General features: G+C 73.6%; 24 protein-coding genes and 1 tRNA gene. 11 read left to right on the forward strand and 14 right to left on the reverse strand.

What is annotated here, in order from left to right; genetic code table 11:
* Nucleotides 1-49: 49 nt before the first annotated feature.
* Nucleotides 50-2143: an MDR family MFS transporter gene (locus tag ACIQFX_RS25635; protein WP_402467665.1), complete on the forward strand. Its 2094-nt coding sequence runs from the start codon at nt 50-52 to the stop codon at nt 2141-2143.
* 58 nt (nt 2144-2201) lie between these two features.
* Here ACIQFX_RS25635 and ACIQFX_RS25640 read toward each other — a convergent pair whose 3' ends face one another.
* Complete coding sequence (locus ACIQFX_RS25640) at nt 2202-2879, reverse strand: MFS transporter (protein ID WP_402468208.1); 678 nt, start codon at nt 2877-2879, stop codon at nt 2202-2204.
* Complete coding sequence (locus tag ACIQFX_RS25645) at nt 2807-3043, reverse strand: hypothetical protein (protein ID WP_402468229.1); 237 nt, start codon at nt 3041-3043, stop codon at nt 2807-2809. The genes ACIQFX_RS25640 and ACIQFX_RS25645 overlap by 73 nt, the downstream gene beginning before the upstream one ends.
* A 78-nt stretch (nt 3044-3121) precedes the next feature.
* Here ACIQFX_RS25645 and ACIQFX_RS25650 point away from each other — a divergent pair, with 78 nt between their 5' ends.
* Entirely contained in the window at nt 3122-4006 is an 885-nt protein-coding gene (locus ACIQFX_RS25650) for an ArsR family transcriptional regulator (RefSeq protein ID WP_402467668.1), read from the forward strand.
* Nucleotides 4007-4021: 15 nt separating this feature from the next.
* Here ACIQFX_RS25650 and ACIQFX_RS25655 read toward each other — a convergent pair whose 3' ends face one another.
* On the reverse strand, nt 4022-4465 hold the full coding sequence (locus ACIQFX_RS25655) for a YchJ family protein (RefSeq protein WP_402467671.1): 444 nt from the start codon (nt 4463-4465) through the stop codon (nt 4022-4024).
* 113 nt (nt 4466-4578) lie between these two features.
* Here ACIQFX_RS25655 and ACIQFX_RS25660 point away from each other — a divergent pair, with 113 nt between their 5' ends.
* Complete coding sequence (locus tag ACIQFX_RS25660; protein ID WP_402467674.1) at nt 4579-5922, forward strand: 6-phospho-beta-glucosidase; 1344 nt, start codon at nt 4579-4581, stop codon at nt 5920-5922.
* A gap of 69 nt (nt 5923-5991) precedes the next feature.
* Nucleotides 5992-7881 carry a M64 family metallopeptidase gene (locus ACIQFX_RS25665; RefSeq protein ID WP_402467677.1) on the forward strand — a complete coding sequence of 630 codons (1890 nt, stop codon included), beginning with the start codon at nt 5992-5994 and terminating at the stop codon, nt 7879-7881.
* Nucleotides 7882-7976: 95 nt separating this feature from the next.
* Here ACIQFX_RS25665 and ACIQFX_RS25670 read toward each other — a convergent pair whose 3' ends face one another.
* The 3 genes from ACIQFX_RS25670 to ACIQFX_RS25680 form a co-directional block, all read right to left on the reverse strand.
* Nucleotides 7977-8783 (reverse strand): SAM-dependent methyltransferase, encoded by an 807-nt coding sequence (locus ACIQFX_RS25670; RefSeq protein WP_376480286.1) that lies wholly within the window; start codon nt 8781-8783, stop codon nt 7977-7979.
* Nucleotides 8784-8857: 74 nt separating this feature from the next.
* The gene (locus tag ACIQFX_RS25675) at nt 8858-9094 is read right to left on the reverse strand and encodes a DUF397 domain-containing protein (protein WP_015037566.1); all 237 of its coding nucleotides are present in this window, start codon (nt 9092-9094) and stop codon (nt 8858-8860) included.
* On the reverse strand, nt 9095-9970 hold the full coding sequence (locus ACIQFX_RS25680) for a helix-turn-helix transcriptional regulator (RefSeq protein WP_402467680.1): 876 nt from the start codon (nt 9968-9970) through the stop codon (nt 9095-9097). It lies immediately after the preceding gene.
* Between the two features lie 271 nt (nt 9971-10241).
* Between ACIQFX_RS25680 and ACIQFX_RS25685 the strand changes: the two genes are divergently transcribed.
* From ACIQFX_RS25685 to ACIQFX_RS25695, 3 genes are all read left to right on the forward strand, one after another.
* Nucleotides 10242-10673, forward strand: a complete 432-nt coding sequence (locus ACIQFX_RS25685; protein ID WP_402467682.1) for an ATP-binding protein — start codon at nt 10242-10244, stop codon at nt 10671-10673.
* Nucleotides 10674-10678: 5 nt separating this feature from the next.
* Nucleotides 10679-11191, forward strand: coding sequence for a hypothetical protein (locus ACIQFX_RS25690; RefSeq protein ID WP_402467685.1), 513 nt, complete (start codon nt 10679-10681; stop codon nt 11189-11191).
* 75 nt (nt 11192-11266) lie between these two features.
* Nucleotides 11267-11983 carry a class I SAM-dependent methyltransferase gene (locus tag ACIQFX_RS25695; RefSeq protein WP_402467688.1) on the forward strand — a complete coding sequence of 239 codons (717 nt, stop codon included), beginning with the start codon at nt 11267-11269 and terminating at the stop codon, nt 11981-11983.
* A 59-nt stretch (nt 11984-12042) separates the two neighbouring features.
* On the opposite strand, the gene ACIQFX_RS25700 is transcribed toward ACIQFX_RS25695, so the two are convergent.
* From ACIQFX_RS25700 to ACIQFX_RS25715, 4 genes are all read right to left on the reverse strand, one after another.
* A tRNA-Leu gene (locus ACIQFX_RS25700) sits at nt 12043-12130 on the reverse strand.
* Nucleotides 12131-12409: 279 nt separating this feature from the next.
* The gene (locus ACIQFX_RS25705) at nt 12410-13189 is read right to left on the reverse strand and encodes a class F sortase (protein ID WP_402467690.1); all 780 of its coding nucleotides are present in this window, start codon (nt 13187-13189) and stop codon (nt 12410-12412) included.
* A 149-nt stretch (nt 13190-13338) separates the two neighbouring features.
* A complete protein-coding gene (locus tag ACIQFX_RS25710) occupies nt 13339-13893 on the reverse strand; it encodes a hypothetical protein (protein ID WP_402467693.1) in 555 nt (184 codons plus the stop codon).
* Nucleotides 13894-14068: 175 nt separating this feature from the next.
* Nucleotides 14069-15019, reverse strand: a complete 951-nt coding sequence (locus ACIQFX_RS25715) for a beta-ketoacyl-ACP synthase III (protein ID WP_402467696.1) — start codon at nt 15017-15019, stop codon at nt 14069-14071.
* A gap of 247 nt (nt 15020-15266) precedes the next feature.
* Between ACIQFX_RS25715 and fdhD the strand changes: the two genes are divergently transcribed.
* Entirely contained in the window at nt 15267-16094 is an 828-nt protein-coding gene (gene fdhD / locus ACIQFX_RS25720; RefSeq protein ID WP_402467699.1) for a formate dehydrogenase accessory sulfurtransferase FdhD, read from the forward strand.
* A 117-nt stretch (nt 16095-16211) separates the two neighbouring features.
* On the opposite strand, the gene ACIQFX_RS25725 is transcribed toward fdhD, so the two are convergent.
* The 3 genes from ACIQFX_RS25725 to ACIQFX_RS25735 all read right to left on the reverse strand — a co-directional run bounded on the left by ACIQFX_RS25725 (nt 16212) and on the right by ACIQFX_RS25735 (nt 18301).
* Nucleotides 16212-16595: a (2Fe-2S) ferredoxin domain-containing protein gene (locus ACIQFX_RS25725; RefSeq protein ID WP_402467702.1), complete on the reverse strand. Its 384-nt coding sequence runs from the start codon at nt 16593-16595 to the stop codon at nt 16212-16214.
* Complete coding sequence (locus ACIQFX_RS25730) at nt 16592-17113, reverse strand: isochorismatase family protein (RefSeq protein ID WP_402467705.1); 522 nt, start codon at nt 17111-17113, stop codon at nt 16592-16594. The genes ACIQFX_RS25725 and ACIQFX_RS25730 overlap by 4 nt, the downstream gene beginning before the upstream one ends.
* A 78-nt stretch (nt 17114-17191) precedes the next feature.
* Entirely contained in the window at nt 17192-18301 is a 1110-nt protein-coding gene (locus tag ACIQFX_RS25735; protein WP_402467709.1) for a bile acid:sodium symporter family protein, read from the reverse strand.
* A gap of 232 nt (nt 18302-18533) precedes the next feature.
* On the opposite strand from ACIQFX_RS25735, the gene ACIQFX_RS25740 reads away from it, so the two are divergent.
* From ACIQFX_RS25740 to ACIQFX_RS25750, 3 genes are all read left to right on the forward strand, one after another.
* Nucleotides 18534-19400: a LysR substrate-binding domain-containing protein gene (locus tag ACIQFX_RS25740; protein WP_402467712.1), complete on the forward strand. Its 867-nt coding sequence runs from the start codon at nt 18534-18536 to the stop codon at nt 19398-19400.
* 282 nt (nt 19401-19682) lie between these two features.
* Nucleotides 19683-21506, forward strand: coding sequence for an AMP-dependent synthetase/ligase (locus tag ACIQFX_RS25745; RefSeq protein ID WP_402467715.1), 1824 nt, complete (start codon nt 19683-19685; stop codon nt 21504-21506).
* Between the two features lie 142 nt (nt 21507-21648).
* Nucleotides 21649-22443: an aldo/keto reductase gene (locus ACIQFX_RS25750; protein ID WP_402468211.1), complete on the forward strand. Its 795-nt coding sequence runs from the start codon at nt 21649-21651 to the stop codon at nt 22441-22443.
* A gap of 138 nt (nt 22444-22581) precedes the next feature.
* Here ACIQFX_RS25750 and ACIQFX_RS25755 read toward each other — a convergent pair whose 3' ends face one another.
* Complete coding sequence (locus ACIQFX_RS25755) at nt 22582-23853, reverse strand: SUKH-4 family immunity protein (RefSeq protein ID WP_402467718.1); 1272 nt, start codon at nt 23851-23853, stop codon at nt 22582-22584.
* Nucleotides 23854-23862: the final 9 nt, after the last annotated feature.

Consider the following 23862-nt stretch of genomic DNA (forward strand, 5'->3'; position numbering starts at 1 on the left):
CGGCGGTCCCCCGGAGGCACGCCCGCGGCGCCGGTGTGACGCTGCGAGAGTGACCACGACCAGCGACGCAGCGCCCGCGCCCCCGGCCGCCACCGAGCCGCCCGTGCTCGACAGCCGCCGCCGCAACATCGTCTTCGGCACGATCATGCTGGGTGTCCTCCTGGCCGCCCTCGACCAGACGATCGTCGGTACCGCCCTGCCCACCATCGTCGCGGACCTGGGCGGCGCCGCCCACATGTCGTGGGTGGTCACCGCGTACCTGCTCGCGGAGACGGTCGCGACCGTCCTCGTCGGCAAGTTCGGCGACCTCTTCGGCCGCAAGGTGATCTTCCAGATCTCCGCGGTCGTCTTCATCACCGGCTCGTTCCTGTGCGGACTCGCCACCAACATGACGCTGCTGATCGTCTGGCGCGGTCTCCAGGGCGTCGGCGCCGGCGGTCTCATGGTCACCTCGATGGCGCTCATCGCCGATGTCATCCCGCTGCGCGAGCGGGGCAAGTACCAGGGCGCGATCGGTGCGGTGTTCGGCGTCTCGACCGTCATCGGCCCGCTCCTCGGCGGTCTGTTCACCGACCACCTGACGTGGCGCTGGGCCTTCTACGTCAACGTCCCCATCGCGATCCTCGTCGTCATCGCCGCCGCCCGCACGATCCCCTCCGTGCGCTCCGCGAGCCGCCCCGTCATCGACTACGCGGGCATCGCGCTCGTCGCCGCCGGTTCCAGCGCCCTGATCCTGGCGACCAGTTGGGGCGGCAACGAGTACGCCTGGGGATCCGCCGTCATCATCGGGCTGTTCGCCGGCGGCCTGATCGCGCTGGCCCTCTTCTGCTGGGTGGAGACCCGGGCGGTCGAACCCATGCTGCCCATGCGGCTGTTCCAGAACCCCGTCTTCACGGTCTGCTCCGTGCTCAGCTTCGTGGTCGGCTTCGCCATGCTCGGCGCGATGACCTTCCTGCCGACCTATCTGCAGTACGTCGACGGGGAGTCGGCGACCATGTCGGGCATCCGCACCCTCCCCATGGTCGTCGGACTGCTCATCGCCTCGATCTTCAGCGGCAACGTGGTCAGCAGGACAGGCCAGTACCGCGTCTTCCCGATCGTCGGCTGCCTGGTGATGGGCGTCGGCCTCTACCTGCTCTCGCTCATGGGCCCCGAGACCAGCACCTGGCTCGAATCGGTGTACATGTTCGTCCTCGGCACCGGCATCGGCCTGTGCATGCAGGTCCTCACCATCGCCGTGCAGAACACCGTCGAGTACGCCGACCTCGGCACCGCCACCTCCGGCGTCACCTTCTTCCGCACCCTCGGCAGCTCCTTCGGCACAGCGGTCTTCGGCACGATCTACGTCAACTCACTGAAGCCCAACCTCACCGCGGGCGTCGGCGAGGCCGCCGCCGTCGCCGAAAGCCTCGGCATCGACCCGGCCGGAATCGCGCAGGCGGCGCAGAGTCCGGCCGGCGTGCACGGGCTCCCCGACCAGGTCGCCGAGCCGATCGTCCAGGCCTACGCCGACACCCTCCACACCGTCTTCCTCTGGACCGTGCCGGTCGCCGCCGTCGGCTTCGTGGTGGCCCTCTTCCTCAAGCAGGTGGCGCTCCACGACTCGGCCCGCGCCGGCGCCCCCGACATGGGCGAGGGCTTCGCCTCCCCCACGATGTCCGGCGACTCGGAGAAGCTCCTCGAACTGTCCGTCGGCCGGATCCTGCGCCGCCAGGACATGGCGACGGCCCGCAGGATCGTCGGCGACTCCGACACCCGCCTCGACTTCGCGGGCGCCTGGGCCGTCATGCAGGTCGAGCTGTACACCCGGACCGTCGGGCACGCCAGCCTGGGCCTCATCTCCGCCGGGCGGCGTGTTCCCCCCGAGGTCCTCCTCCCGGTCTTCGACCGGATGGTCGACGAGGGCTTCCTCACCCGCGACGGCAACATCCTCTCCCACACGACGGCGGGCAGGCGCGAGGCGGACGTCATCACCGACGCCTGGGGCGACTGGCTCGCCGACGTCGTCGCGCGGGAGCGCGGCCGCCCCACCGGTCCCGAACTGCGGGTCGCCACCGACTCCATCGCCAAGAAGATCGTCGCCGAGGACCTCGCGAGCGGCATCCCCCGCACACCGGAGACGGTCGGCGCGGGCACCCGCTGAGCCAGGACCCGGCCCGGACGCCACCGCCCGCGTTCCGGCCCGCACCGCGCGTCGCCTCCTACGGTCGCGCCGCCCGGTTCTCCCGCGCCGCCCGGGTTCCCCGGAGCACCAGCAGCAGCGGGACCACGGCCGCCAGTTCGCCCAGGGCCCCGGTCCACAGGGCCGTGCGCACGCCCGCGTACTGGCCGAGGAGGCCGCCCGCCAGGGCTCCCAGGGGCATGCAGCCCCAGACCAGGAAGCGGAAGGTCGCCGTCACGCGGCCGAGCAGCGGGGCCGGGGTGAGGCGTTGGCGCAGCGCCACCGAGTTGATCTTGAAGGTCATGAAGGCGGTCCATCCGAGTCCCTGGAGCACGCACGCCAGCGCGTACCGCCCGTCGGCCTGGAAGAACGGCAACGCGAGCAGCCACAGCGCCCCGCTGACCACGACGGAGGCGCACATCGCGCGCCCCTCGCCGAGGCGGGCGGAGATCCGGGTCGTGAGGAGGCTGCCCAGGAAGCCGCCGACCGCCTCCGCCGTGAACACGAGCCCGCACAGGAACGGCGACAGGCCCAGGTCTCCCGCGAGCAGCACGAGGAGCATCGAGGTGCCGATCGTGCCGCACAGGTTGGAGATCGCGGCGGTGAGCGTCAGCCCCCGCAGCAGACGGTCGCGCCACACGAACCTCAGGCCCTCCGCGACCTCGTCCCGCAGCCGGGCGCCGGGGGCCGGCGCGGGGCGGGGGTCGGGACGGCGGATCCGGGAGAGGAGGAGCGCGGAGGCATCGCCACGAGCGGGAGCGCGAGGACGGTGACGGCGGCTCCGGCCTGGCTCACGGTGTCGCCGATCCACAGCCGGCGGAAGTCCGGCAGCCGGAGCAGCCGGGGACGGGGAGGAGAGGGGACGGAAGAGGTGGTGGTCATGTCGGCGAACACCATCACTCGCGAACGGGGCCGACCATTGATTTAGTCTGGATGAAAAGCTCGTGGGCGGGGGTGCCGGTGGGAGAGATACGGTTCGGGGTCGACGACCTGGCGCAGCTCCGGTTCGCCGTGTCCCCCTTGTGGGAGTCCGTCGCCGCCCTGCGCACCACGGTCGACCCGGGGCGCCACGCCCTCCATCTCCCCTGGATCAAAACGGCGTTGGCCGTCGGCGCGGCGCGCACCGACCTGCTCCCGCGGCTGTCCGCACTCGAAGCCCTCGTGCCTCCGCCGCGCTGCCCCCTCGCCGAGATCGAGGAGGAACTCGCCGTGCTCACGGGGCAGCCGGACCACGCGGACGGCCTGCTCGGCTGGTGGCGGGCCGGTGTGCGCCCGTACTGGCCCCGGATCAGGGCCGTGTTGGAGGCCGACCTCGCGTACCGCACCCGGCAGCTCGCCGAGGACGGCATCCAGGAGGTCTTCGCCCACCTCCACCCGAGCCTGCGGTGGGCGGAGGACCGCCTCACCGGGGCCGGCCTCCCGGCCCGGGGCATGGCCCTGGACGGCGGCGGGATCACCCTCGCCCCGAGCGTCTTCACGCCCCGCTGCGTCCTGCTCCCGGGACGGGAATCCGGGCCGGGACGGTCCGGCACCGCACCGTGCCTCGTCTACCCCGCGCGGGCCGTCGGCACCCTGTGGGAGCGGCGCGCCGAGCCGGGCGACGGGCTCGCGCGGCTCCTCGGGCGCAGCCGGGCGGGACTCCTGGGGCGTACGAGCAGCCCGACCACCACCACGGGCCTCGCCCTGCAGACGGGGCTGAGCCCCGGTGCGGTCTCACAGCACCTCGCGGTCCTGCGGGACGCGGGTCTGGTGACCCCGCACCGGTACCGGCGCGAGGTGTACTACCGGGCCAGCGAACTCGGCCTGGCCCTGCTCGGGCCGGGCTCGGAGGACGGCCCGGCCTGATCGGCGGGACGCTTCTCAGTCGATGAAGTCGCCGTCCACGTAGACCCAGGCGCCTTCGTGGCGGGCGAAGCGGCTGCGTTCGTGGAGGGAGCCGGGTTCGCCGTCGTGGCGGAAGCGGGCGGTGAAGGTGACGGTGCCGTGCTGGTGGAAGGCGGTGCCGTCGGTGGCGGCCTCGATGTCGAGGCCGGTCCAGCGCAGGGCGGGGTCGAAGTCGACGTCGTGCGGCCGGGTCTCCGGGGCCCAGGTGCGCAGGAGGTACGGCTCGTCGCGGACGACGAAGGCGCTGTAGCGGGACCGCATGAGGAGCTCGGCGGTGGGCGCCGTGCCGCCGGCCCCGGCGTGGAACCGGCCGCAGCACTCGCCGTACGCGGCGTCGAGGCCGCACGGACAGGGCGAGGTCGCGGTCACGGCGGGCGCGGCGGCCGTGGTCGTACGGGGGCGGGGCTTGCGTCGGGACATGCCGCCATTCTCCCCCACCGCGGCGGCGGGGCGGCGCCCGGCATGTGGACGCCGGAGTGGACGTCCGGCCGGAATCCCGCTGCTCAGAGGGCTCGTCCGAGTAGCGTACGAGCATGAAACTGACGATTCTCGGAGGCGGCGGATTCCGGGTGCCGCTGGTGTACGGCGCCCTGCTCGGCGACCACGCCGAGGGCCGGATCACCCACGTCACCCTGTACGACCTGGACGACGCGCGGCTCTCCGCCATCGCGAGGGTGCTCGCGGAGCAGGGCGCGGGGGTGCCGGACGCGCCCGTGGTGACGGCGACGACGGATCTGGACGAGGCGCTGCGCGGGGCCGACTTCGTGTTCTCGGCGATCCGGGTCGGCGGTCTCGAGGGCCGGGCGGCCGACGAGCGGATCGCGCTGGCCGAGGGCGTGCTCGGCCAGGAGACGGTGGGCGCGGGCGGCATCGCGTACGGGCTGCGGACCGTGCCCGTGGCGGTGCGCATCGCGCGCAGGATCGCCGAACTCGCCCCGGACGCCTGGGTCATCAACTTCACGAACCCGGCGGGGCTGGTGACGGAGGCGATGGCGCGGATCCTCGGCGACCGGGTCGTCGGCATCTGCGACTCCCCCGTGGGCCTGGGCCGCCGGGTCGCCCGGCTCGTGGGCGCGGACCCGGACGAGGCGTGGATCGACTACGTGGGCCTCAACCACCTGGGCTGGCTGCGCGGGCTGCGGGTCGGCGGGCGGGACCTGCTGCCGGTCCTGCTCGCCGACGAGGAGGCGCTCGGCTCGTTCGAGGAGGGCCGGCTGTTCGGACCGGAGTGGCTGCGCTCGCTCGGCGCGGTCCCCAACGAGTACCTGCACTACTACTACTTCAACCGGGAGGCGGTCCACGCCTACCGGACCGCCGGGCGGACGCGCGGCGCCTACCTCCGCGACCAGCAGGCCGGTTTCTACGAGGAGACGGCCAAGCCGGGCACGTCGGCGCTCGCCGCCTGGCACCGTACGCTCGCCGACCGGGAGGCGACCTACATGGCCGCCAACCGGGAGGCCGCCGGGACCGGGGACCGCGACGAGGAGGACCTGGAGTCCGGCGGCTACGAGAAGGTGGCGCTCGCCCTCATGCGGGCCATCGCGCGGGACGAGCGCGCCACCCTGATCCTCAACGTGCGCAACGGCTCGACGCTCGCCGCGCTCGACGCGGACGCGGTGATCGAGGTGCCCTGCTCCGTCGACGCGAACGGCGCCCACCCGGTGTCGGTGGCCCCGCTGCCGTACCACGCCGTCGGTCTGGTGACGGCGGTGAAGGCGGTCGAGCGGGAGGTCCTCGCGGCGGCGGAGAGCGGCTCGCGGGCGACGGCCGTGAAGGCCTTCGCGCTGCACCCGCTGGTCGACTCGGTGGCGGTGGCCCGCCGACTGGTGGACGGCTACCGGGCGGAGCACCCGGGACTTGCGTACCTGCGGCACTGAACCGTCGCGGAGCCGTACGGCCGGCGAACATCTTTACGGGGCGGAGGGCGCCGCCTAGGCTCGCGCCCCATGACCTCACAGCGCAACGGAGCACACAGAGGCCTGGCCCGGACCGTCGCGGTCTGTCTCCTGGCCGCCGGACTCGTGGGAGCGGGACCGGCGGCCGCGGAGACCCCGACGCCCGGTGACGGTCCCGTCGTCGTCCCCGTCCAGACGACCGGGCCCACCGACCGGCGGTTCAACCTGGTGTTCATGGGAGACGGTTACACCGCCGAGGAGATGCCCGCCTTCCGGGCCGACCTCGAACGGCACCTGAACACGCTGTGGAGCATCGAGCCGTTCGCCTCGTACCGCTCGTACGTCAACGTGTGGGCGGTGGAGGTCCCTTCGCCCGAGTCGGGTGTCGACTGCGACCCGGCGCTGACCGCCCCGGCCCGTGACACCCCCCTCGACATGGGCTTCTGGGGCGGCTGCAACCCGGACAGCGTGCAGCGGCTGCTCACCGTCGACAGCCGCAAGGCCGCCGCGCTCGCCGACCTGGTCCCGGGCACGACCCGCGCCAACCGGCAGATCGTCGCACTGGCCCACAGCTCCACCTACGGGGGTGCCGGCGGAAGTTACGCCACGGCCTCCGGCGGCAACGCGCTCTCCTCCCTCATCACCCCGCACGAGATAGGCCATTCGCTCGGCGGCCTCCAGGACGAGTACGACTACTACGCGCGCGGGGTGCCGGGCGAGGCCTACTCCGGGCCCGAGCCCGGCTCAGCCCACCACACCCTCCTGACGGAGGAGGAGATGCGGCGGCAGCGGGCCAAGTGGTGGCGCTGGCTCGGCGAGGACAGCGAGGCGGGCGGGGTCATCGGGCGCCACGAGGGCGGCCTGTACAGCACGAAGGAGGTCTGGCGCCCGAGCCGCCACTCCCTGATGAAGACCCTCGGCTACGCCTTCGACCAGGTGGAGCGGGAGGTGATGGTCAAGGCCATCTCGGCGAAGGTGGACCTGGTCCAGGACCACACGCCGAACACGGCGCCGATCGGCGCGGACCGGACCGTGTGGGTGGACACCCTGCACCCGGTCGGCGGCGCGCTCGCCGTCACCTGGCGGCTGGACGGCCGCACCCTCGCCACGCGCGGCGCGCGCACCGTCGACCTGCGAGGCCTCGACGTCTCCCCCGGCGCGCACACCCTGACGGCGACGGTGACCGATCCGACGCCCTTCGTCCGCGACCCCGCGGTCCGGGCCTCGACCGCGCTCACCCGGACGGTCACCTGGTCGGTGGACCCCTCGCTCACCACGCGGGAGGAGCCGGTGGAGGCCGCGTTCACCGGGCACACCCCCACCGGGAAGCCGGTCGGCGCCCGGTCGGTGGTCCACGCGGACACCACGCACCCGGCGGACCGCACCCCGGCCGTGCACTGGCGCCTCGACGGCCGGCCGGTCCGCCCGACCGGTCGCAACGACCGCGATCTGGACCTGGGTTCGCTCCGCCCCGCGCCCGGCACGCACACGCTGACCGCGCGCATCCCGGGGACGGCCGAGGAGCTGCGCTGGACGGTGGACGCCCGCCCGGCGACGGCCTCGTACGAGCTGTCGGCGCCGCTGCGCACGGTCCGGCGCACGGACGGGCCCGACGAGTACGTCTACGACGGGCCGTTCACGATGCGGCTGACCGCGCGGGACGACCAGGAGGGCGCCGTGATCAGCCAGTTCCGGGTCGACGGCGACGGCTGGTACACGTACTACGGCTGGCCGACGGACGCGGACGCGCCGTTCCGCTTCTCGCCCGGCGGGACCGTGATCGACGACCTCGTGTACGGGAAGCTGGGCCGGAGCCGTGCGGTGCCGTGGGACGACGCCACCCCGGACTACGGCACGCACACCGTCGAGTACCGCACGGTCGACGCGGCCGGGAACGTGGGCCGCGCGCGGAGCTTCCTGGTGACGCTGGTGAAGCCGTAGGGGGCACTCCTGCGCGGGAAGCGGGCGGGAAGTGAAGGGGGCCCGTGGACCGGAATCCGGTCCACGGGCCCCCTTCGCGCTCCGTACGGGTCGGGTCAGGGCTTGCGGGCCACGGCGGCCCACCCCGGGATGGGGTCGTCGCCCTGGACCGGGACGGGCTCGCCCAGCTCCGGGTGCCACTCGGCGGTGAGCGAGACTCCGGGCTCGACGAACTCCAGGCCCTCGAAGAAGGCGGCCAGCTCGTCGCGCGAGCGGGGCCGCAGGGTCAGCCCGCGCGCCTTGTACATGGCGCTCGCCTTCGCCGCGCCCTCGGGGTCGAAGTCCCCGGTGACGTGCGAGAGGACGAGGTAGCTGCCCGGCGCGAGCTTCTCGACGATCTTGGAGACCAGCTCGTAGGCACCGTCCTCGTCCCCGACGAAGTGCAGCAGGGCGAGCATCGACAGGGCGATGGGCTGGTCGAAATCAAGGACCTTTCCGGCCCTTTCGAGGATGACCTCGGGTTCGCGGGCGTCCGCCTGGATGTACTCGGTGGCCCCTTCCGGGGTCGAGCGCAGCAGGGCGGCCGCGTGCGCGAGCACGATCGGGTCGTTGTCGCAGTAGACGATGCGGGACTCCGGCGCGGCCTCCTGCGCGATCTGGTGCAGGTTGGGCTCGGTCGGGATGCCCGTGCCGACGTCCAGGTACTGCCGGACGCCGTGGGCGCTGAGCCAGCGGATGGCGCGGTGCATGAAGGCCCGGTTGACGCGGGCCATGTCCCGGCCCCGGGCGTCGACGGTGAGCAGCTGGCGTGCCATCGCCTCGTCGACCGGGTAGTTGTCCTTGCCGCCGAGGAACCAGTCGTACATCCGCGCCGGGTGGGGCTTGCTGGTGTCGATCCGGACGGATGCGGGGTCCTGGGTCATCGGCTCTCCTGGTCGGGGTGAACGGCTGGCACTACAGCAAGAGTTACGCGATGGTAGCGGTGGGACGGAAGGGTTCAGGTGAGCAGGAAGTCAGCCTGACCGGATTTGGCTCCCTGGATGAAAGCGGCGATCTCCCCGTGGGTGTAGATGAGCGCTGGTCCTTCAGGGTCTGCGGACTGTCGCACGGCGACTCTGCCGTCGGCCAGCTTCATGGCCTCCACGCAGTTGCCCCCGTTCCCGCCGCTCCAGGGCTTGTGCCATCCTTCGGCACCGAGCTCCGCGGCGGGCATGCCGTTGTATATGCGATCCATTCACAGCTCCTTGCGGAGATTCCGGAGAATCTCCTTCGTGCGTTGTGCAGTCGCGGCCTGCGCCGCCATGCGGTCCATGACCTCCAGGTGGGATGCCACCTCGGGGCGCGCGTCGAGGTAGACGGCGCCGGTCAGGTACTCGCTGTAGACCATGTCCGGCAGTTCGGGCATGGCGAAGCGGAAGAGGACGAACGGTCCGTAGGTGCCGGGATGGTGGCCGGACGCGAACTCCGCGATCTGCAGGGTGATGTTCGGCGACTCGGACGCTTCGAGCAGCCGGTCGAGCTGGTCGCGCATCACCTCGGGCCCGTCGCCGACCGGTCGGCGGAACACCGTCTCGTCCATGATCACCCAGAACTTCGGGGCGTCCTCCCTGGTCAGCAGGGACTGGCGCTCCATCCGTAGGGCTACATGGCGCTCGGCGTCCTCGTCCTTGGCGGCGTCGCTGCCGCCTCCGACCGCCCCGCTGCGCAGAATGGCACGGGCGTACGCCTCGGTCTGCAGGAGACCGGGGATGAACTGGGGTTCGTACGCCCGGATGAGGCTCGCGGCCCCCTCCAGGCTCACGTACATGGAGAACCAGCCGGGCAGCACGTCGTGGAACCGCTGCCACCAGCCGGGGAGGTTGGCCTCCTCCGCGAGGGCGATGAAGCCCTCGGCCTCGGAGTCCGTGATCCCGTACTCCTTCAGCAGGAGCTGGACGTACGGGATCTTCAGCGCGACCTCGGCGGTCTCCATGCGCCGGACGGTGGCCGGGGCCACCCGGAGGATCTTCGCGGCCTCTTCCCTCTTCAGGCCGGCCCGCTCCCGCAGATCCTGCAGGCGCCTGCCGAGAACGACCTGTCCCACCGTGGGGGCGGACCGCGGCTCGCTCACTCTCAGACCTCCCCGACGCACTGTTTCGACGAGTGTGCCACGAAGCCGGGCCAGTGAGAACAAGGCACTCTGCAATTTCCAGAGTGCCACTTGCCAAGTGTCCGACGCAGGAGGACAGTGTTCCGGTGAACCAGTACACGCTGCCGCCGTGCGCCATCAGGCCACGGCGACAGCGCCGTACGGCAGTCCTGCCCACTGTTGTGAGGAACCGGTCGTGGCTTCTGGTAACGCGCAGCCCTCAGGTCTCTTGAGCCCGCGAGCTCCCCGGGTCATGGCCCAGCGCCCACAGCAGCACACCGATCCCGTCCGCCGCTTCGCCTTCGAGCTCCCGGCCCGCACCGCATCCGTCGCACGCGCCCGCCGACTCGCCGAGGAGCGCCTCATCCTCTGGGGCTGCGGCCCCGAGATACGCGACACGGTCGCCCTCGTCGTCTCCGAACTCGTCACGAACGCCGTCGTGCACACCGCGAGCGACCGGGTGATCTGCGAACTCCGCGAGGGCGAGGACACCCTGCGGATAGCCGTGCGCGACGAGGGCGGCCCGGCGGACCCCCGGATCCGCGACTGCGGCGAGGACGAACGCGGCCGCGGACTCCTCATCGTCGACGCGCTCTGCACCGCCTGGGGCGCCGACCGCACCGGCCACGGCACCGCACAGATCGTCTGGGCGGAGCTCGCCCACGGCATGGGGGAACCGTGCTGAGGTCGATGGCCACCCTGCTGACCCCCCGGTCGGCCCGCAAACCGCCGGAGCCCCTCACCGTCCCGCGCCAGCGCGGCGCCGCCGACTCCCGCGCCCCGCAGCCCAGGCGACTCGGCTCGGCCTCGCCCGGCTCCCGGACGCTCGACTCCGCGGAACTCGACGCCATCCGCCTCGCCGTCCCCGTCGACCTCCACACCGGCCTCGGCTGCGACGCCGTCGGCGTCCCCGCCCGCTTCGGCTTCAAGATCCTCTCCCGCCTCCCCGCCAAGGGCTGCGTCTACGCGGACGCCGAATGGTGGTGGTGGCTGGTCCCCGCCGGCTCCGACCACGACCTCACCTGGCCGCTGCCCGCCTGCTACGCCCCCGGCGCCGAGATCCCCGACCGCGGGCCGCGCCTCATCCACCACCCCGACGGCACCTCCCCCTACACCCCGCCGATCCCGCTCTACCTGCTCGTCTGCCAGCTCACGGGCATCGCCCCGGCATGGCCGACACCCCCGGTGGGCAGCGCGCTCTGACGCGCCGCGGGCGGGTCTCGCCGATCGTGCCGGATCAGGGCGCTTCCGGGGCCGTCGCGGCATAGGCTCGGGGACATGTTCACCCCGCAGGGCCCCAGCCTCCGCGAGCTGACCGTCCAGGCCCTCTCCTCCGTCGAGCACGGATACGACCTGCTCGCGGACAAGTTCGACGCGACCCCGTTCCGCACCTCCGACCGCCTCCTCGGCGCCGTGGCCCGCACCCTGGAGACCCTCGGCCCCTTCGACTCGGGGCTCGACGTCTGCTGCGGCACCGGCGCCGGGCTCGACGTGCTCCGCTCGGTCTGCGCGGGCCGCGTCACGGGCGTCGACTTCAGTACGGGCATGCTGGCCCGGGCCGGGGCCGCGCACCCCGCAGCCGACCTGGTCCGCGCCGACGCCCTGGCCCTCCCCTTCGCCCCGGCCTTCGACCTGGCCGTCAGCTTCGGCGCCTTCGGCCACTTCCTCCCCGCCGAGCAGCGCACCCTGTTCGCCCAGGTCCACGCGTCCCTCCGACCCGGCGGCACCTTCGCCTTCCCGGTCGCGGCCCCGCCGCCCGTCGGCTCCCGCCTCTACTGGGTCCTGTGGGGCTTCGACGCCGTCATGCGCGTCAGGAACGCCGTCTGGCGTCCCCCCTTCGTCATGTACTACCGGACCTTCCGCCTCGCCGACGTCCGCTCCCGGCTCCGGGACGCGGGCTTCGAGGTCTCCCTCGTTCCGGTCGAGAGCCTCGGCCGCCGGGACGACGGCAGCCCGGTCTGCCGCCTCGTGGTGGCGCGCAAGCCCGCCGCCTGACGACTGCGCGGGCACACGCGAAAGTGCCGGTCGATTCGAGATCGACCGGCACTTCCGTGTGGTGTCCGAGGGGGGACTTGAACCCCCACGCCCGATAAAGGGCACTAGCACCTCAAGCTAGCGCGTCTGCCATTCCGCCACCCGGACTAGGTGTTTGTCGCTTTGCGGTTTCCCTCGCGGCGACAGATGTAACTCTACCAGGGGTTCGAGGTGCCTTTCACCAGCGTTTTCCGTGGTCAGTGCGGTGCGGGAGCGACTTCGGCATGAAATGAGGCGATTTGCCCGATCATGTACGCGTTCCGTGGTCGGCCGCGAGCACGACGTGCGGAGGGGAGGGCGGGAGCCCGGCGCCCCCCGACGCCGGCTCCGTGGGGGCCACAGTGACGACCGCGGGACGGTCCGGGCCACGGAGGCCGCGGGAGTCCGTCAGGTCGGGGGAGGTCGGCGGACCTCGACGAGGCGGGCCGAGACGACCACGTTGCCGGTGTAGCCGCTCTCCTCGGTGAACGCGCCGCCGCAGGTGATGAGGCGCAGCTCGGGGCGGCCGGAGTCGCCGTAGACGCGTGCGGCGGGGAAGGCGTCCTTGGGGACGACCTCGACGCCGTACACGGAGAAGACGGCGGTCCGGCCGTCGCGGCGGGCGATCTCGACGCGCTGCCCCTTGGCGACGGCGCCGAGGTCGTAGAAGACGGCGCGGCCGTTCGGGGTGTCGACGTGGCCGACGACGACGGCGGTGCCGCGCTCGCCGGGGGTGACCGCGCCGGTGAACCAGCCGGCGACCCGGTCGTCCTCGGGCGGCGGGGCCTCGATCCAGCCGTCGCCGTCCAGTCCGACGTCCGTGACGGGCGCGTCGATGCGGACGGCGGGGACGCGGACCCGGACGGGGGTCGACGGGGGCAGCGGATCGGGTACGGAGACCGGGGCGAGCGCGGAGGCGGCGGCGCGGGCGCCGTCGGGGGCGGCCGCGGCGAGGGGCTGGGGCGGGCCGTCGGCGCCGCCCGTGCCGCCGCGCACCAGGTGCACCCCGACGAGGAGGGCGACGGCGACGAGACCCCAGGCGCCGCGCCGCCCGTGGGCGTCGAACGCCCGGGCGCGGTCCGACCACGCGGCGCCTTCCGGCCGCTCCCGCCCCGAGGCGTGGTCCCGTCCGACGCGGTACGGCCCCGTGGCGCCGCCGTCCGGCCGTGCCGCGGTCCGGGTGCGCACGGCGCCGTCCGCACCTCCTCGCGTACCGCGCGACCACCCCACGTCCGCCCTCCTCGGCAGCGTCCCCACAGCGTGTGGCGCCCCTCCGTCCCGGACCTCGTCGCACCGGGGCGGAGGGGCCGTTTCTCGGGCCCTTGCGGGCCGGGCCGTCAGGCGCCGCCGGAGGCGTCGCGGCGGCGGGTCAGGACGACGGCGGCGCCGAGGGCGCCGGCGATGAGCAGGACGCCCGTGACGACTTCGGTGGTGCCGAGGCCGTCGGGTTCGGAGCTCGCGGCGGCGGTGCCGAAGCCGGCCTTCACGCCCTTGTGGGCTGCGGGGGGCAGGACGTCGTCCTGGCCGTCCGGGTTCGGGCGGGGCTCGCCCTGGGCGATGGTGAGGGTGGTGGTGCCGCGCTCGCCCTTGCAGTCGAAGGTGATCTCGTACTGGGTGCCGGCCTTGGCGTCGAAGTCCACGGTCGCGCTGCCGGAACGCCCCTCGGTGAGGGTCACGGTGTCGAACACGCCGGAGGTGACGGTCACGGACGGGACTTCGCAGCCGTCGGTGGTGAGGGTGACGGTGCCGCCGGGTGCGACCGTCGCGGGGGTGACGGAGAAGCCGAACGACGTGATGTTCCGGTCGCCCTCGTCCGCCAGGGCGACCGGCGCGGCCGCCACCGCGGCGACGGCGCCGAGCAGGGCGGCGGAAGCGGCACGTATCACGCGCATGGGCGGTCCTCCGGTTCACGCGAGGGGTCGGACACGGAGCGATTCCGTACCCGGGACGAAAAGACCCTCACCGCGATCGAAGCTAGGTCCGCCCCCGGCGCGCCGCCACCGGGCTCCGCCGAACGGAGCACGGCGGGAGCGGACGGGCACCGGGGGCGCCGGAGGAGGACAGGCCCTACGGGACGCGGACGACCTGGCCCGCGTACGAGAGGTTGCCGCCGAAGCCGAAGAGCAGGACCGGGGCGCCGGAGGGCAGTTCGCCGCGCTCGACCAGCTTGGCGAGGGCGAGCGGGATGGAGGCGGCCGAGGTGTTGCCGGAGTCGACGACGTCGCGGGCGACGATCGCGTTGACGGCGCCGATCTTCGCGGCGAGCGGTTCGATGATCCGCAGGTTGGCCTGGTGCAGGACGACGCCGGCGAGGTCCTCGGGGGCGATGCCGGAGCGCTCGCAGGCCTTCCGGGCGAGCGCGGGCAGCGACTGGGTGGCCCAGCGGTAGACGGACTGGCCCTCCTGCGCGAAGACGGGCGGGGTGCCCTCGATGCGGACGGCGTGGCCCATCTCGGGGACCGAGCCCCACAGCACCGGGCCGATGCCGGGCTCGTCGCCGGCGTCCTCGACGGCCTCGACGATCGCGGCGCCCGCGCCGTCGCCGGTGAGGACGCAGGTGGTGCGGTCGGTCCAGTCCGTCACCGCGGTCATCTTGTCGGCGCCGATCACCAGGACCCGGCGGGCCCCACCGGCCCGTACGGCGTGGTCGGCGGTGGCCAGGGCGTGCGTGAAGCCGGCGCACACCACGTTCAGGTCCATGGTGGCGGGCGACGTCATGCCGAGGCGGGCGGCGACGCGGGCGGCCGTGTTCGGCGAGCGGTCGATCGCGGTGGAGGTGGCGACGAGGACGAGGTCGATGTCGTCGGGAGTGAGTCCGGCCGTGGCGAGGGCCTTGCCCGCGGCGTGCGCGGCGAGCTCGTCGACCGGCTCGTCGGGCCCGGCGACGTGCCGCGTGCGGATGCCGACCCGGCTGGTGATCCATGCGTCGTCGGTGTCGACGAGTTCGGCGAGGTCGTGGTTGGTCAGCACCTTGGCGGGCTGGTAGTGCCCGAGCGCGGCGATGCGAGTGCCCGTCATACCCGGGACCCCCTAGGTGGTTCGTTCGTCCGGCAGGACCACCCAGTCTTGCCAGCGACTGATGGGTAACAGGTGACGTAAACCACCAAGATTCACCCGTACCGCTTGGCCGACCGCGACAAGGGCCCTGGTGGGGCGGGCCTCCGCGGCGCCGCGGACCCGGATGTCGTCCCCGTACCCGTGGAGGAGAATGGCCGGGGCCGGGACCTCCCGGCCTTTCCCGCGCAGAGAAACGAGAACGGTCACGATGGGTCGGGTCACCGAGCGACGGCGCGTCCTGCGGATCCGTGGCGGTGCGGTCAACGCACGGCCCGACACCCTGGTGGCCGAGGAGCCGCTGGAGATCCGGCTGAACGGGCGCCCGATCGCGATCACCATGCGCACCCCGGGTGACGACTTCGCGCTCGCGGCCGGCTTCCTGGTGAGCGAGGGGGTCCTCGCGGCCGCCTCCGACGTGCGCAGCATCGTGTACTGCGCGGGGGCCAAGGACGACGGCTCCAACACGTACAACGTGGTGGACGTGCAGCTCGCGCCCGGTGTCGCGGTCCCGGACATCAGTCTGGAGCGGAACGTCTACACGACCTCGTCCTGCGGTCTGTGCGGCAAGGCCAGCCTCGACGCCGTCCGCACCACGGCGCGCTTCCCGATCGCCGACGCTCCCCCGGTCCGGCTCACGCCCGCCCTGCTGTCCGCACTGCCCGACCGGCTGCGGGCGGCGCAGCGGGTCTTCGACACCACCGGCGGGCTGCACGCGGCGGCCCTCTTCACCGAGGACGGCGAGCTGCTCGACGTGAAGGAGGACGTGGGCCGGCACAACGCCGTGGACAAGCTCGTCGGGCGGGCCCTCACGGAAGGGCTGCTGCCGCTGGAGCGGGCCGTGCTGCTCGTCTCGGGGCGCGCCTCGTTCGAGCTCGCGCAGAAGGCCGTCATGGCCGGCATCCCCGTCCTCGCGGCCGTCTCCGCCCCGTCCTCGCTCGCCGTCGACCTGGCCGCCGAGACGGGCCTGACGCTGGTGGGCTTCCTGCGCGGACCGGACATGAACGTGTACGCGGGAGAGCACCGGATCGCCGTCTGATCCGGCCCGGGGCCGGGGGCGGAACCGGGAGCGAGGCCCGGGCCGGGGTCGGGGTCGGACCCCGGCCGGTCCGGGCCGGCCGGGCCGCCGTTCGGCGCGGCCCGGATCCGGCCGGGGTCAGTTCTTCGGCGGGTCGATCATCTGGAGGGCGAGGGTCGCCGGGGGCGGGACGATGCCGGGGCCGCCGGCCGCCGTCCAGGCGAGGATGTCGTCGAGGCAGTCCTCGTCCAGGGTGAAGCCGACCCAGGCGGCCCGGCCGCCGCGCCGCCGGCCCTCGGTGGAGGGCTGGACGACGACTATGTTGGCCTGGGCGCAGGGGCCGAGGCAGTCGCTCGTACGGACGGCGAGCCGGCCGCCGGAGGCCGCGGCGGCCTCGCGGAGCCGGGCGAGCTGGCCCGCGTGGTCGGTGCCGGGGTTCTTGCGGTCGTCGCCGCAGCAGCAGCCGCGGCAGACGACGAGCGAGCAGGGGCGGGCCCCGTAACGTATCGGAACGGGGGTCACCGCGGTCCGTCCAGCGTGATGGCGGCGACCGGTGCGACCGTGCCGAGGCGGGGGAAGTCGAGGTCGACGGAGGCGCGGTGCTCGTCGGCGGTGAGGGCCGCCATGGCGTCCTCCGCGAAGACGAGGTCGTAGCCGAGGTCGCCGGCGGCGCGGGCGGTGGACTCGACGCCCAGGTTGGTGGCGATGCCGCCGAAGACCAGGGTGGTCGCGCCGAGCCCCGAGAGCAGCTCGTGCAGCCCGGTGTCCTGGAAGCCGCCGATGGTCCGCTTGACGACGACGGGCTCGCCGTCCCCGACCAGGTCGGGGACGAGCTCGCTGCCGGGAGGCTGGTTCTCGACGTTCGGCCGCTCGACGCGGAGGTGGACGACGGGCGCGCCGGCGTCCCGGAAGGTGTCGGCGAGCCGGGCGGACGCGGCGAGGACGTCGGTGCCGGAGCGGGGGGCGAGGGGTAGCGCGACGATGCGTTCCATCAGGTCGACGAGGACGAGCGCGGTGCGGCCGGGATCGAGTGCGGGCATGGGAGCACCGTAGCGGCCCGGATGATCATCCCGGCGCCGCCGGGGGTGTGATCCGGCCGCCGGAGCACGTGCCGGGGGTCACGCACGCGCCGTGACCCCGGGTACGGGCTCGGCGGTTCCGGCGGTTCCGGCGGTTCCGGCGGTTCCGGCGGTTCCGGCGGTTCCGGCGGTTCCGGCGGTGGGAGGCTGCGGGCCGTCCGGCTCCGCGTCGTGCGAGCGGCGCTTGGCGATGACCGCGCAGACCATGAGCTGCATCTGGTGGAAGAGCATCAGCGGGAGCACGGCGAGGGAGGCGTGCGGGCCGAAGAGGACGCTGGCCATGGGCAGCCCGGCGGCCAGGCTCTTCTTCGAGCCGGCGAACTGGACGGCGATCCGGTCGGCCCGGTCGAAGCCGAGGCGGCCGGCCCCGTACCAGGTCAGGGCCAGCATCGCGGCGAGCAGGACGGCTTCGACGGCGAGCAGCAGGCCGAGCCGGGCCGGGGTCACGAGGTGCCAGACGCCGGCGACCATGCCCTGGCTGAAGGCGGTGTAGACGACGAGGAGGATCGAGCCCCGGTCGACGTACCCGAGGGCCTTCTTGTGGCGGACGAGGAATCCGCCGACCCAGCGGCGCAGGAACTGGCCGGCGAGGAACGGCACGAGCAGCTGGAGCACGATCCTCAGGAGCCCGTCGGCGGAGAGGCCGCCCGTGCCGCCGCCGAGGAGCAGGGCCGCGAGGAGCGGGGTGAGGACGATGCCGGCGAGCGAGGAGAACGAGCCGGCGCAGATCGCGGCGGGCACGTTGCCGCGGGCGATCGAGGTGAAGGCGATGGAGGACTGGATGGTGGACGGCACCAGGCAGAGGAAGAGGAGTCCGCCGTAGAGCTGGGGGGTGAGGACGGTCGGCACCAGGCCCCGCGCGGCGAGGCCGAGGAGCGGGAAGAGCAGGAAGGTGCAGCCGAGGACGGTGAGGTGGAGCCGCCAGTGCTTGAGGCCGTCGAGGGCCTCGCGGGTGGAGAGCCGGGCGCCGTAGAGGAAGAAGAGCAGGGCCACGGCCCCCGTCGACGCGCCCTCGGCGACGTCCGCGGCCGCCCCGGAGGCGGGCAGGAGCGCGGCGAGGCCGACCGTGCCGAGCAGCGCGAGGACGTACGCGTCGACGGGCGGCCGGAACGGCAGGCGAAGGGCACGGCGGGGGGTGTGGCGGGTCATGGGCTCCACTGCTCCGTACTGCGGGGCCGCGCGGACCGCGCGGGCTCGGGCGCGGCCGTACGGCGACGGGGCGGCGCGCGGGTCCGTCCCGCGCCTCCGGCCGTGCGGGGCCGTCCTGCGCCACCGGCCTCGCGGGTCCATCCTGCGCCACCGGCCGGTGATCGGGAATCCCGTACAGCGCTCTGACTGTCATCGCCTCTCGTGATGACGGCCACCGCGGTAGCGTCGTGCCGTGTACGAGCCCTCCCAGCTGCGCACCTTCCTCGCCGTGGCCCAGACGCTGAGCTTCACGCGGGCGGCCGACCGGCTCGGGCTGCGCCAGTCGACCGTCAGCCAGCACGTGCGGCGTCTGGAGGAGGCGACGGGCAGGCCGCTGTTCACCCGGGACACGCACCGGGTGGAGCTGACGGAGGACGGCGAGGCGATGCTCGGGTTCGCCCGCACGATCCTCCAGGCCCACGAGCGGGCGGCAGCGTTCTTCGGCGGGACCCGGCTGCGGGGGCGGCTGCGGTTCGGCGCGTCGGAGGACTTCGTGACGACGCGGCTGCCGGAGATCCTGGAGTCGTTCCGGCGCGAGCATCCGGAGGTCGACCTGGAGCTGACGGTCGAGCTGTCCGGGACGCTCCAGGCCCGGCTGGCGGCCGGTCGGCTCGATCTGATCCTGGCCAAGCGGCGCGGGGCCGAGAGCGGGGGCCGGCTCGTCTGGGAGGACTCCCTGATCTGGATCGGGGCGCCGGGGCTGCGGCTCGATCCGGACCGGCCGGTGCCGCTCATCCTCTACCCGCCGCCGGGGATCACCCGGGCGCGCGCCCTGGAGGCGTTGGAGGCGCAGGGCAGGGCGTGGCGGATCGCGTGCACGAGTTCCAGCCTCAGCGCGAACGTCGCGGCGGCCCGCGCGGGTCTCGGCGTGATGGCGCACACCCGGGGCCTGGTACCGCCGGGCCTCGTGCCCGTGGCGGCCCGCGCCGGGCTCCCGGAGCTCGGCGCGGTGGGCTTCGTCCTGCGGTCGGGGCGCCGCGGCGGGGCGGTGCAGGAGGCGGCCGACGCGCTGGCGGACGCGATCCTCGCGGGCGGCGACCGGCTGCACCGGCCCCGCTGAGGCGGTCGGCGCGAGGCCGCGCGGCGACCCCCCGGGGGTCGCCGCGTGAGCGGTCGGTACAGATTCGGTGGAGATTCGCGCCCGGTGGCCGTACCGTCCGGTCGGTAACAGCCCCGGAGCGTCCGCGACTTGGTCACCTCACCAGCCCTGACCTGTGGGAACACGGAATGTCCCGGCTTGGTGAAGGGCCTCCCGCCGGGCATGCGGGTGGGGTACCGTCACCCGCGCCGAACGGAGTGCGACAGAGGCTTTCCAGCCATCGAGCCGTCGAGGAGCAGGTCAGTGCGCGAGTTCACCGTGCCGCCCGTCGAGGCGGCGCCTCAGGTCGGCGGTCTGGCGGACGCCCTGTTCGTTCGCGCAGCGGCCGAACCCGGCCGGATCGTGCTGGGACGCAAGGGCCCGGACGGCGCGTGGCGGGACGTGACCGCCGCCGGCTTCCGCGACGAGGTGCTCGGCCTCGCGAAGGGGCTGATCGCGGAGGGGGTGCGGTTCGGCGACCGGGTCGCGATCATGGCCCGCACCCGCTACGAGTGGACGCTGTTCGACTTCGCGCTGTGGGCGGTGGGCGCGCAGCCCGTGCCGGTCTATCCGACCTCCTCCGCCGAGCAGGTCTTCTGGATGCTGTACGACTCCGAGGTCACGGCGTGCGTGGTGGAGCACGAGGACCACGCGATGACGATCGGCTCGGTGATCGACCGGCTGCCCCGGCTCCAGCGGCTCTGGCAGCTCGACGCGGGCGCGGTGGCGGAGCTGACGGCGGCGGGCGCGGACATCGACGAGGAGGTCGTGCACCGGCACCGGCGGGCGGTGACCCCCGAGACGGTGGCGACGGTCATCTACACGTCGGGGACGACCGGCCGCCCGAAGGGCTGCGTGATCACCCACGCGAACCTCATGTTCGAGACGGACATGCTGATGGGCCGCTGGGAGCCGGTGTTCCGGTCCCGGCCGGGGGAACAGGCGTCGACGCTGCTGTTCCTGCCGCTCGCGCACGTCTTCGGGCGGATGGTGGAGGTCGCGGCGGTCCGGAGCGGGGTGAAGCTGGGACACCAGCCGGTGATGGCCGCCGCCGAGCTGCTTCCCGACCTGGCGGCGTTCCGGCCGAGTTTCGTGCTGGCCGTTCCGTACGTCTTCGAGAAGGTCTTCCACGCGGCCCGGCGCAAGGCGGAGAGCGACGGGAGGGCCGGCCCGTTCGACAAGGCCGTGGAGGTGGCCGTCGGGTACGCGGAGGCCCTGGAGCAGAAGGCGTTCGGGACCGGCCCCGGGCCCTCCGCGGCACTGCGGGTGCAGCACCAGTTCTTCGAGAAGACGGTGTACGGGAAGGTCCGGGCGGCCCTGGGCGGGCGGGTCCGGTACGCGATGTCGGGCGGTTCCGCGATGGACCGCCGGCAGGGCCTGTTCTTCGCGGGCGCCGGGATCACGGTCTTCGAGGGGTACGGGCTGACCGAGTCGTCGGCGGCCGCCACAGCGAACCCGCCCGAGCGGACCAAGTACGGCACGGTAGGCCAGCCGGTGCCCGGCACGACGGTGCACATCGCGGAGGACGGCGAGGTGTGGCTGCACGGCGGCCAGGTCTTCTCGGGCTACCTCAACGCCCCGGAGGCGACCGCCGCCGTCCTCAACGACGGCTGGCTGGCCACCGGGGACCTCGGCGCCCTCGACGACGACGGCTACCTGACCATCACCGGGCGGAAGAAGGAGATCCTGGTGACGTCGGGCGGCAAGAGCGTCGCGCCCTCCGGACTGGAGGAGCGGGTGCGCGCGCATCCGCTGATCGCCCAGTGCATCGTCGTCGGCAACGACCGGCCGTACGTCGCCGCCCTGGTCACCGTCGACCAGGAGGCGGTGGAGCACTGGCTCGCGATGCAGGGCCGTCCTCCGCTCGCCCCGTCCGAGCTGGTGCGCGATCCCGCGCTGGAGACGGAGATCCGGCGGGGCGTGGTGGCGGCGAACACCCTGGTCTCGCAGGCCGAGTCGATCCGCACCTTCCGGATCCTGGCGCATCCCTTCAGCGAGGAGCAGGGGCTGCTCACCCCGTCGTTGAAGCTGAAGCGCAAGGCGATCGAGCGGGCCTACGCGGCGGAGGTCGAGGCGCTGTACGGCTGACCGACGGGCCGGAATGCGGAGCGCTCCGTGATCGTTGACGCTGGGAGTACCTCCGTACAGCCAGTGACGACGACGTAAGGATCCTTCCCACGTGAGCACGGACAACAGCGTTCCCTCGGTCACCCTCAACAACGGCGTCCTGATGCCGCAGCTGGGCTACGGCGTCTGGCAGGTGCCGGACGCCGAGGCGGCGACGGCCGTGGCGACCGCCCTGGAGGCCGGCTACCGCTCGATCGACACCGCCGCGATCTACCAGAACGAGGTGGGCACGGGCCGGGCCGTCGCCGCCTCGGGGATCCCCCGCGAGGAACTGTTCGTCACCACCAAGCTGTGGAACAGCGAGCAGGGCTACGACACGACGCTGAAGGCCTTCGACGCCTCGCTCGACAAGCTGGGCCTCGACTACGTCGACCTGTACCTGATCCACTGGCCGGTGCCGGCGAAGGACGCGTACGTGGACACGTACCGCGCGTTCGAGAAGATCCTCGCGGACGGGCGCGCCAAGGCGATCGGCGTCTCCAACTTCCTTCCGGAGCACCTGGAGCGGCTGATCGGCGAGACCTCGGTCGTGCCCGCCGTCAACCAGATCGAGCTCCATCCGCAGCTCCCGCAGCAGGCGTCCCGCGAGGTGCACGCCCGGCTCGGCGTCGCGACCGAGGCCTGGTCGCCGCTCGGCCAGGGCCGCGGCCTCCTGGAGGTCCCGGCGATCGTCGCCATCGCCCGCAAGCACGGGCGGACGCCGGCCCAGGTGGTGCTGCGCTGGCACCTCCAGCTGGGGAACGTGGTGATCCCGAAGTCGGTCACCCCGTCGCGCATCCGGGAGAACATCGACGTCTTCGGCTTCGAGCTGGACGCCGAGGACCTGGCCGCCGTCGCCGCCCTCGACGAGGACCGCCGACTCGGCCCGGACCCGGCCGAGTTCAACGTCGGCGCCTGAAGGACACGGAGGAGCCTGCCGCACCGCGCCGCCTCGGCGGTGCGGCGACGCCTCGGGCACGGACGGCGGGCCGGGTGACCGCGGGTGCCGGGGCCGCCGTCCGCCGCCGGCGGGCGGCCTCGCGGCCCGTCGCCGGGCTCAGTGGCCGTCGACGCCCAACTCGGTGATCGCGGCGAAGAGATGCTCCCAGACCTCCGCGCCGGGCGCGTCCTCGGCCAGCGCCCCGGCGTCCACCTCCGCCATGGCACGGAGGAACGCCTTCACGCCGTCCTCCCCTTCGTACGGGTCCCAGCACGCGCCCATGTGGCGGCGGACGCCCTCCAGGAACCGGACGAAGGAGTCCAGGTCGCGGACGAGCGGGAAGACGGCGTCTCCGCCGGGGCCGTGGCTGCCGTCCGGCTGCCGCATGCCGACCGCGCCGGTGACCGGGTGCAGGAACACCTCCCCGTCGTCGCAGTGTCCGAGGTCGAACGAGCCGACGCTCAGCAGGCCCTCCGGGCCGGGTTCCAGGAAGGCGTCCGCCGCCGCGAACGACGTGACGCCCGCCGCCCAGTGGCGCGGCAGTCCGGCCTCGGACAGCAGGACGCGGGTGGGCGCGTGGACCAGGGTCCCGGGCAGGTCGTCCCCCGCGACACGGACGACCCCGGAGGCTCCGAACACCGCGTCGAGCCGGGCCGCGGTGAGGGGACCCGCGGTGTCCCTCGTACCGGGGCGGAACCACGGTCCGCCGTCCGGCGGCGTCCGCTCCGAGGCGTCGGCGCCGCCCGTCGGCCAGTCGGCGAGGGCCGCGGCGTTCGCCTCGACGACGACCACCCCGCGCGCGTCCAGGAAGACCGAGCGGCCGTCCTCCAGCGGGACCGGCTCCTCCCAGCCCTCGGGGGCGCGCAGCGCCCAGGAGTCGTCGGCGGCGTCGAACAGCCAGGGCCCGTCCGGCTCCACCTCGTCCAGGGGCTCGGCGTCTTCGGCGGGGGCGGGGACGACCCGTCCGGTCGCCGGGTCGAACCAGGTGTCCGGGCACCACAGCGCCCAGACCTTGAGCAGCGGCCGCCCGTCGGCCTCGTACATCCCGGCGGAGCGGTCGCCGCTGAGGTTCGGCTCGGCCTCGTAGGCGCCCACCGGCCGCCACCACGCCCACACCGTCCGCCACGGCAGCGCCGGTTCGGCGGCGGCGACCCGGTCGGCGTACGCGGGGTGACCGAGGACGGTCGCCGCGAAGTGCAGCCACGAGGCGAACTCGGCGGAGGTCACGGGAGCGGCGCCGAAGACGGCCTCGGCCTGGGTGAACACCTCGCGGCCCACCCCGCCGTCGCCCTCCGGCAGGGCGTCGAGGCGGGTGCGGAGCTCGGCCCGGTCGTGGCGCAGGACTTGCGCGGGGTCGTCGAGCAGGGAACGGAGATCGGAATCGGTCACCGGCCCCAT

Origin of the sequence: Streptomyces sp. NPDC093089 (genome assembly GCF_044754405.1) — a bacterium.
Classification (GTDB): Bacteria; Actinomycetota; Actinomycetes; order Streptomycetales; family Streptomycetaceae; genus Streptomyces.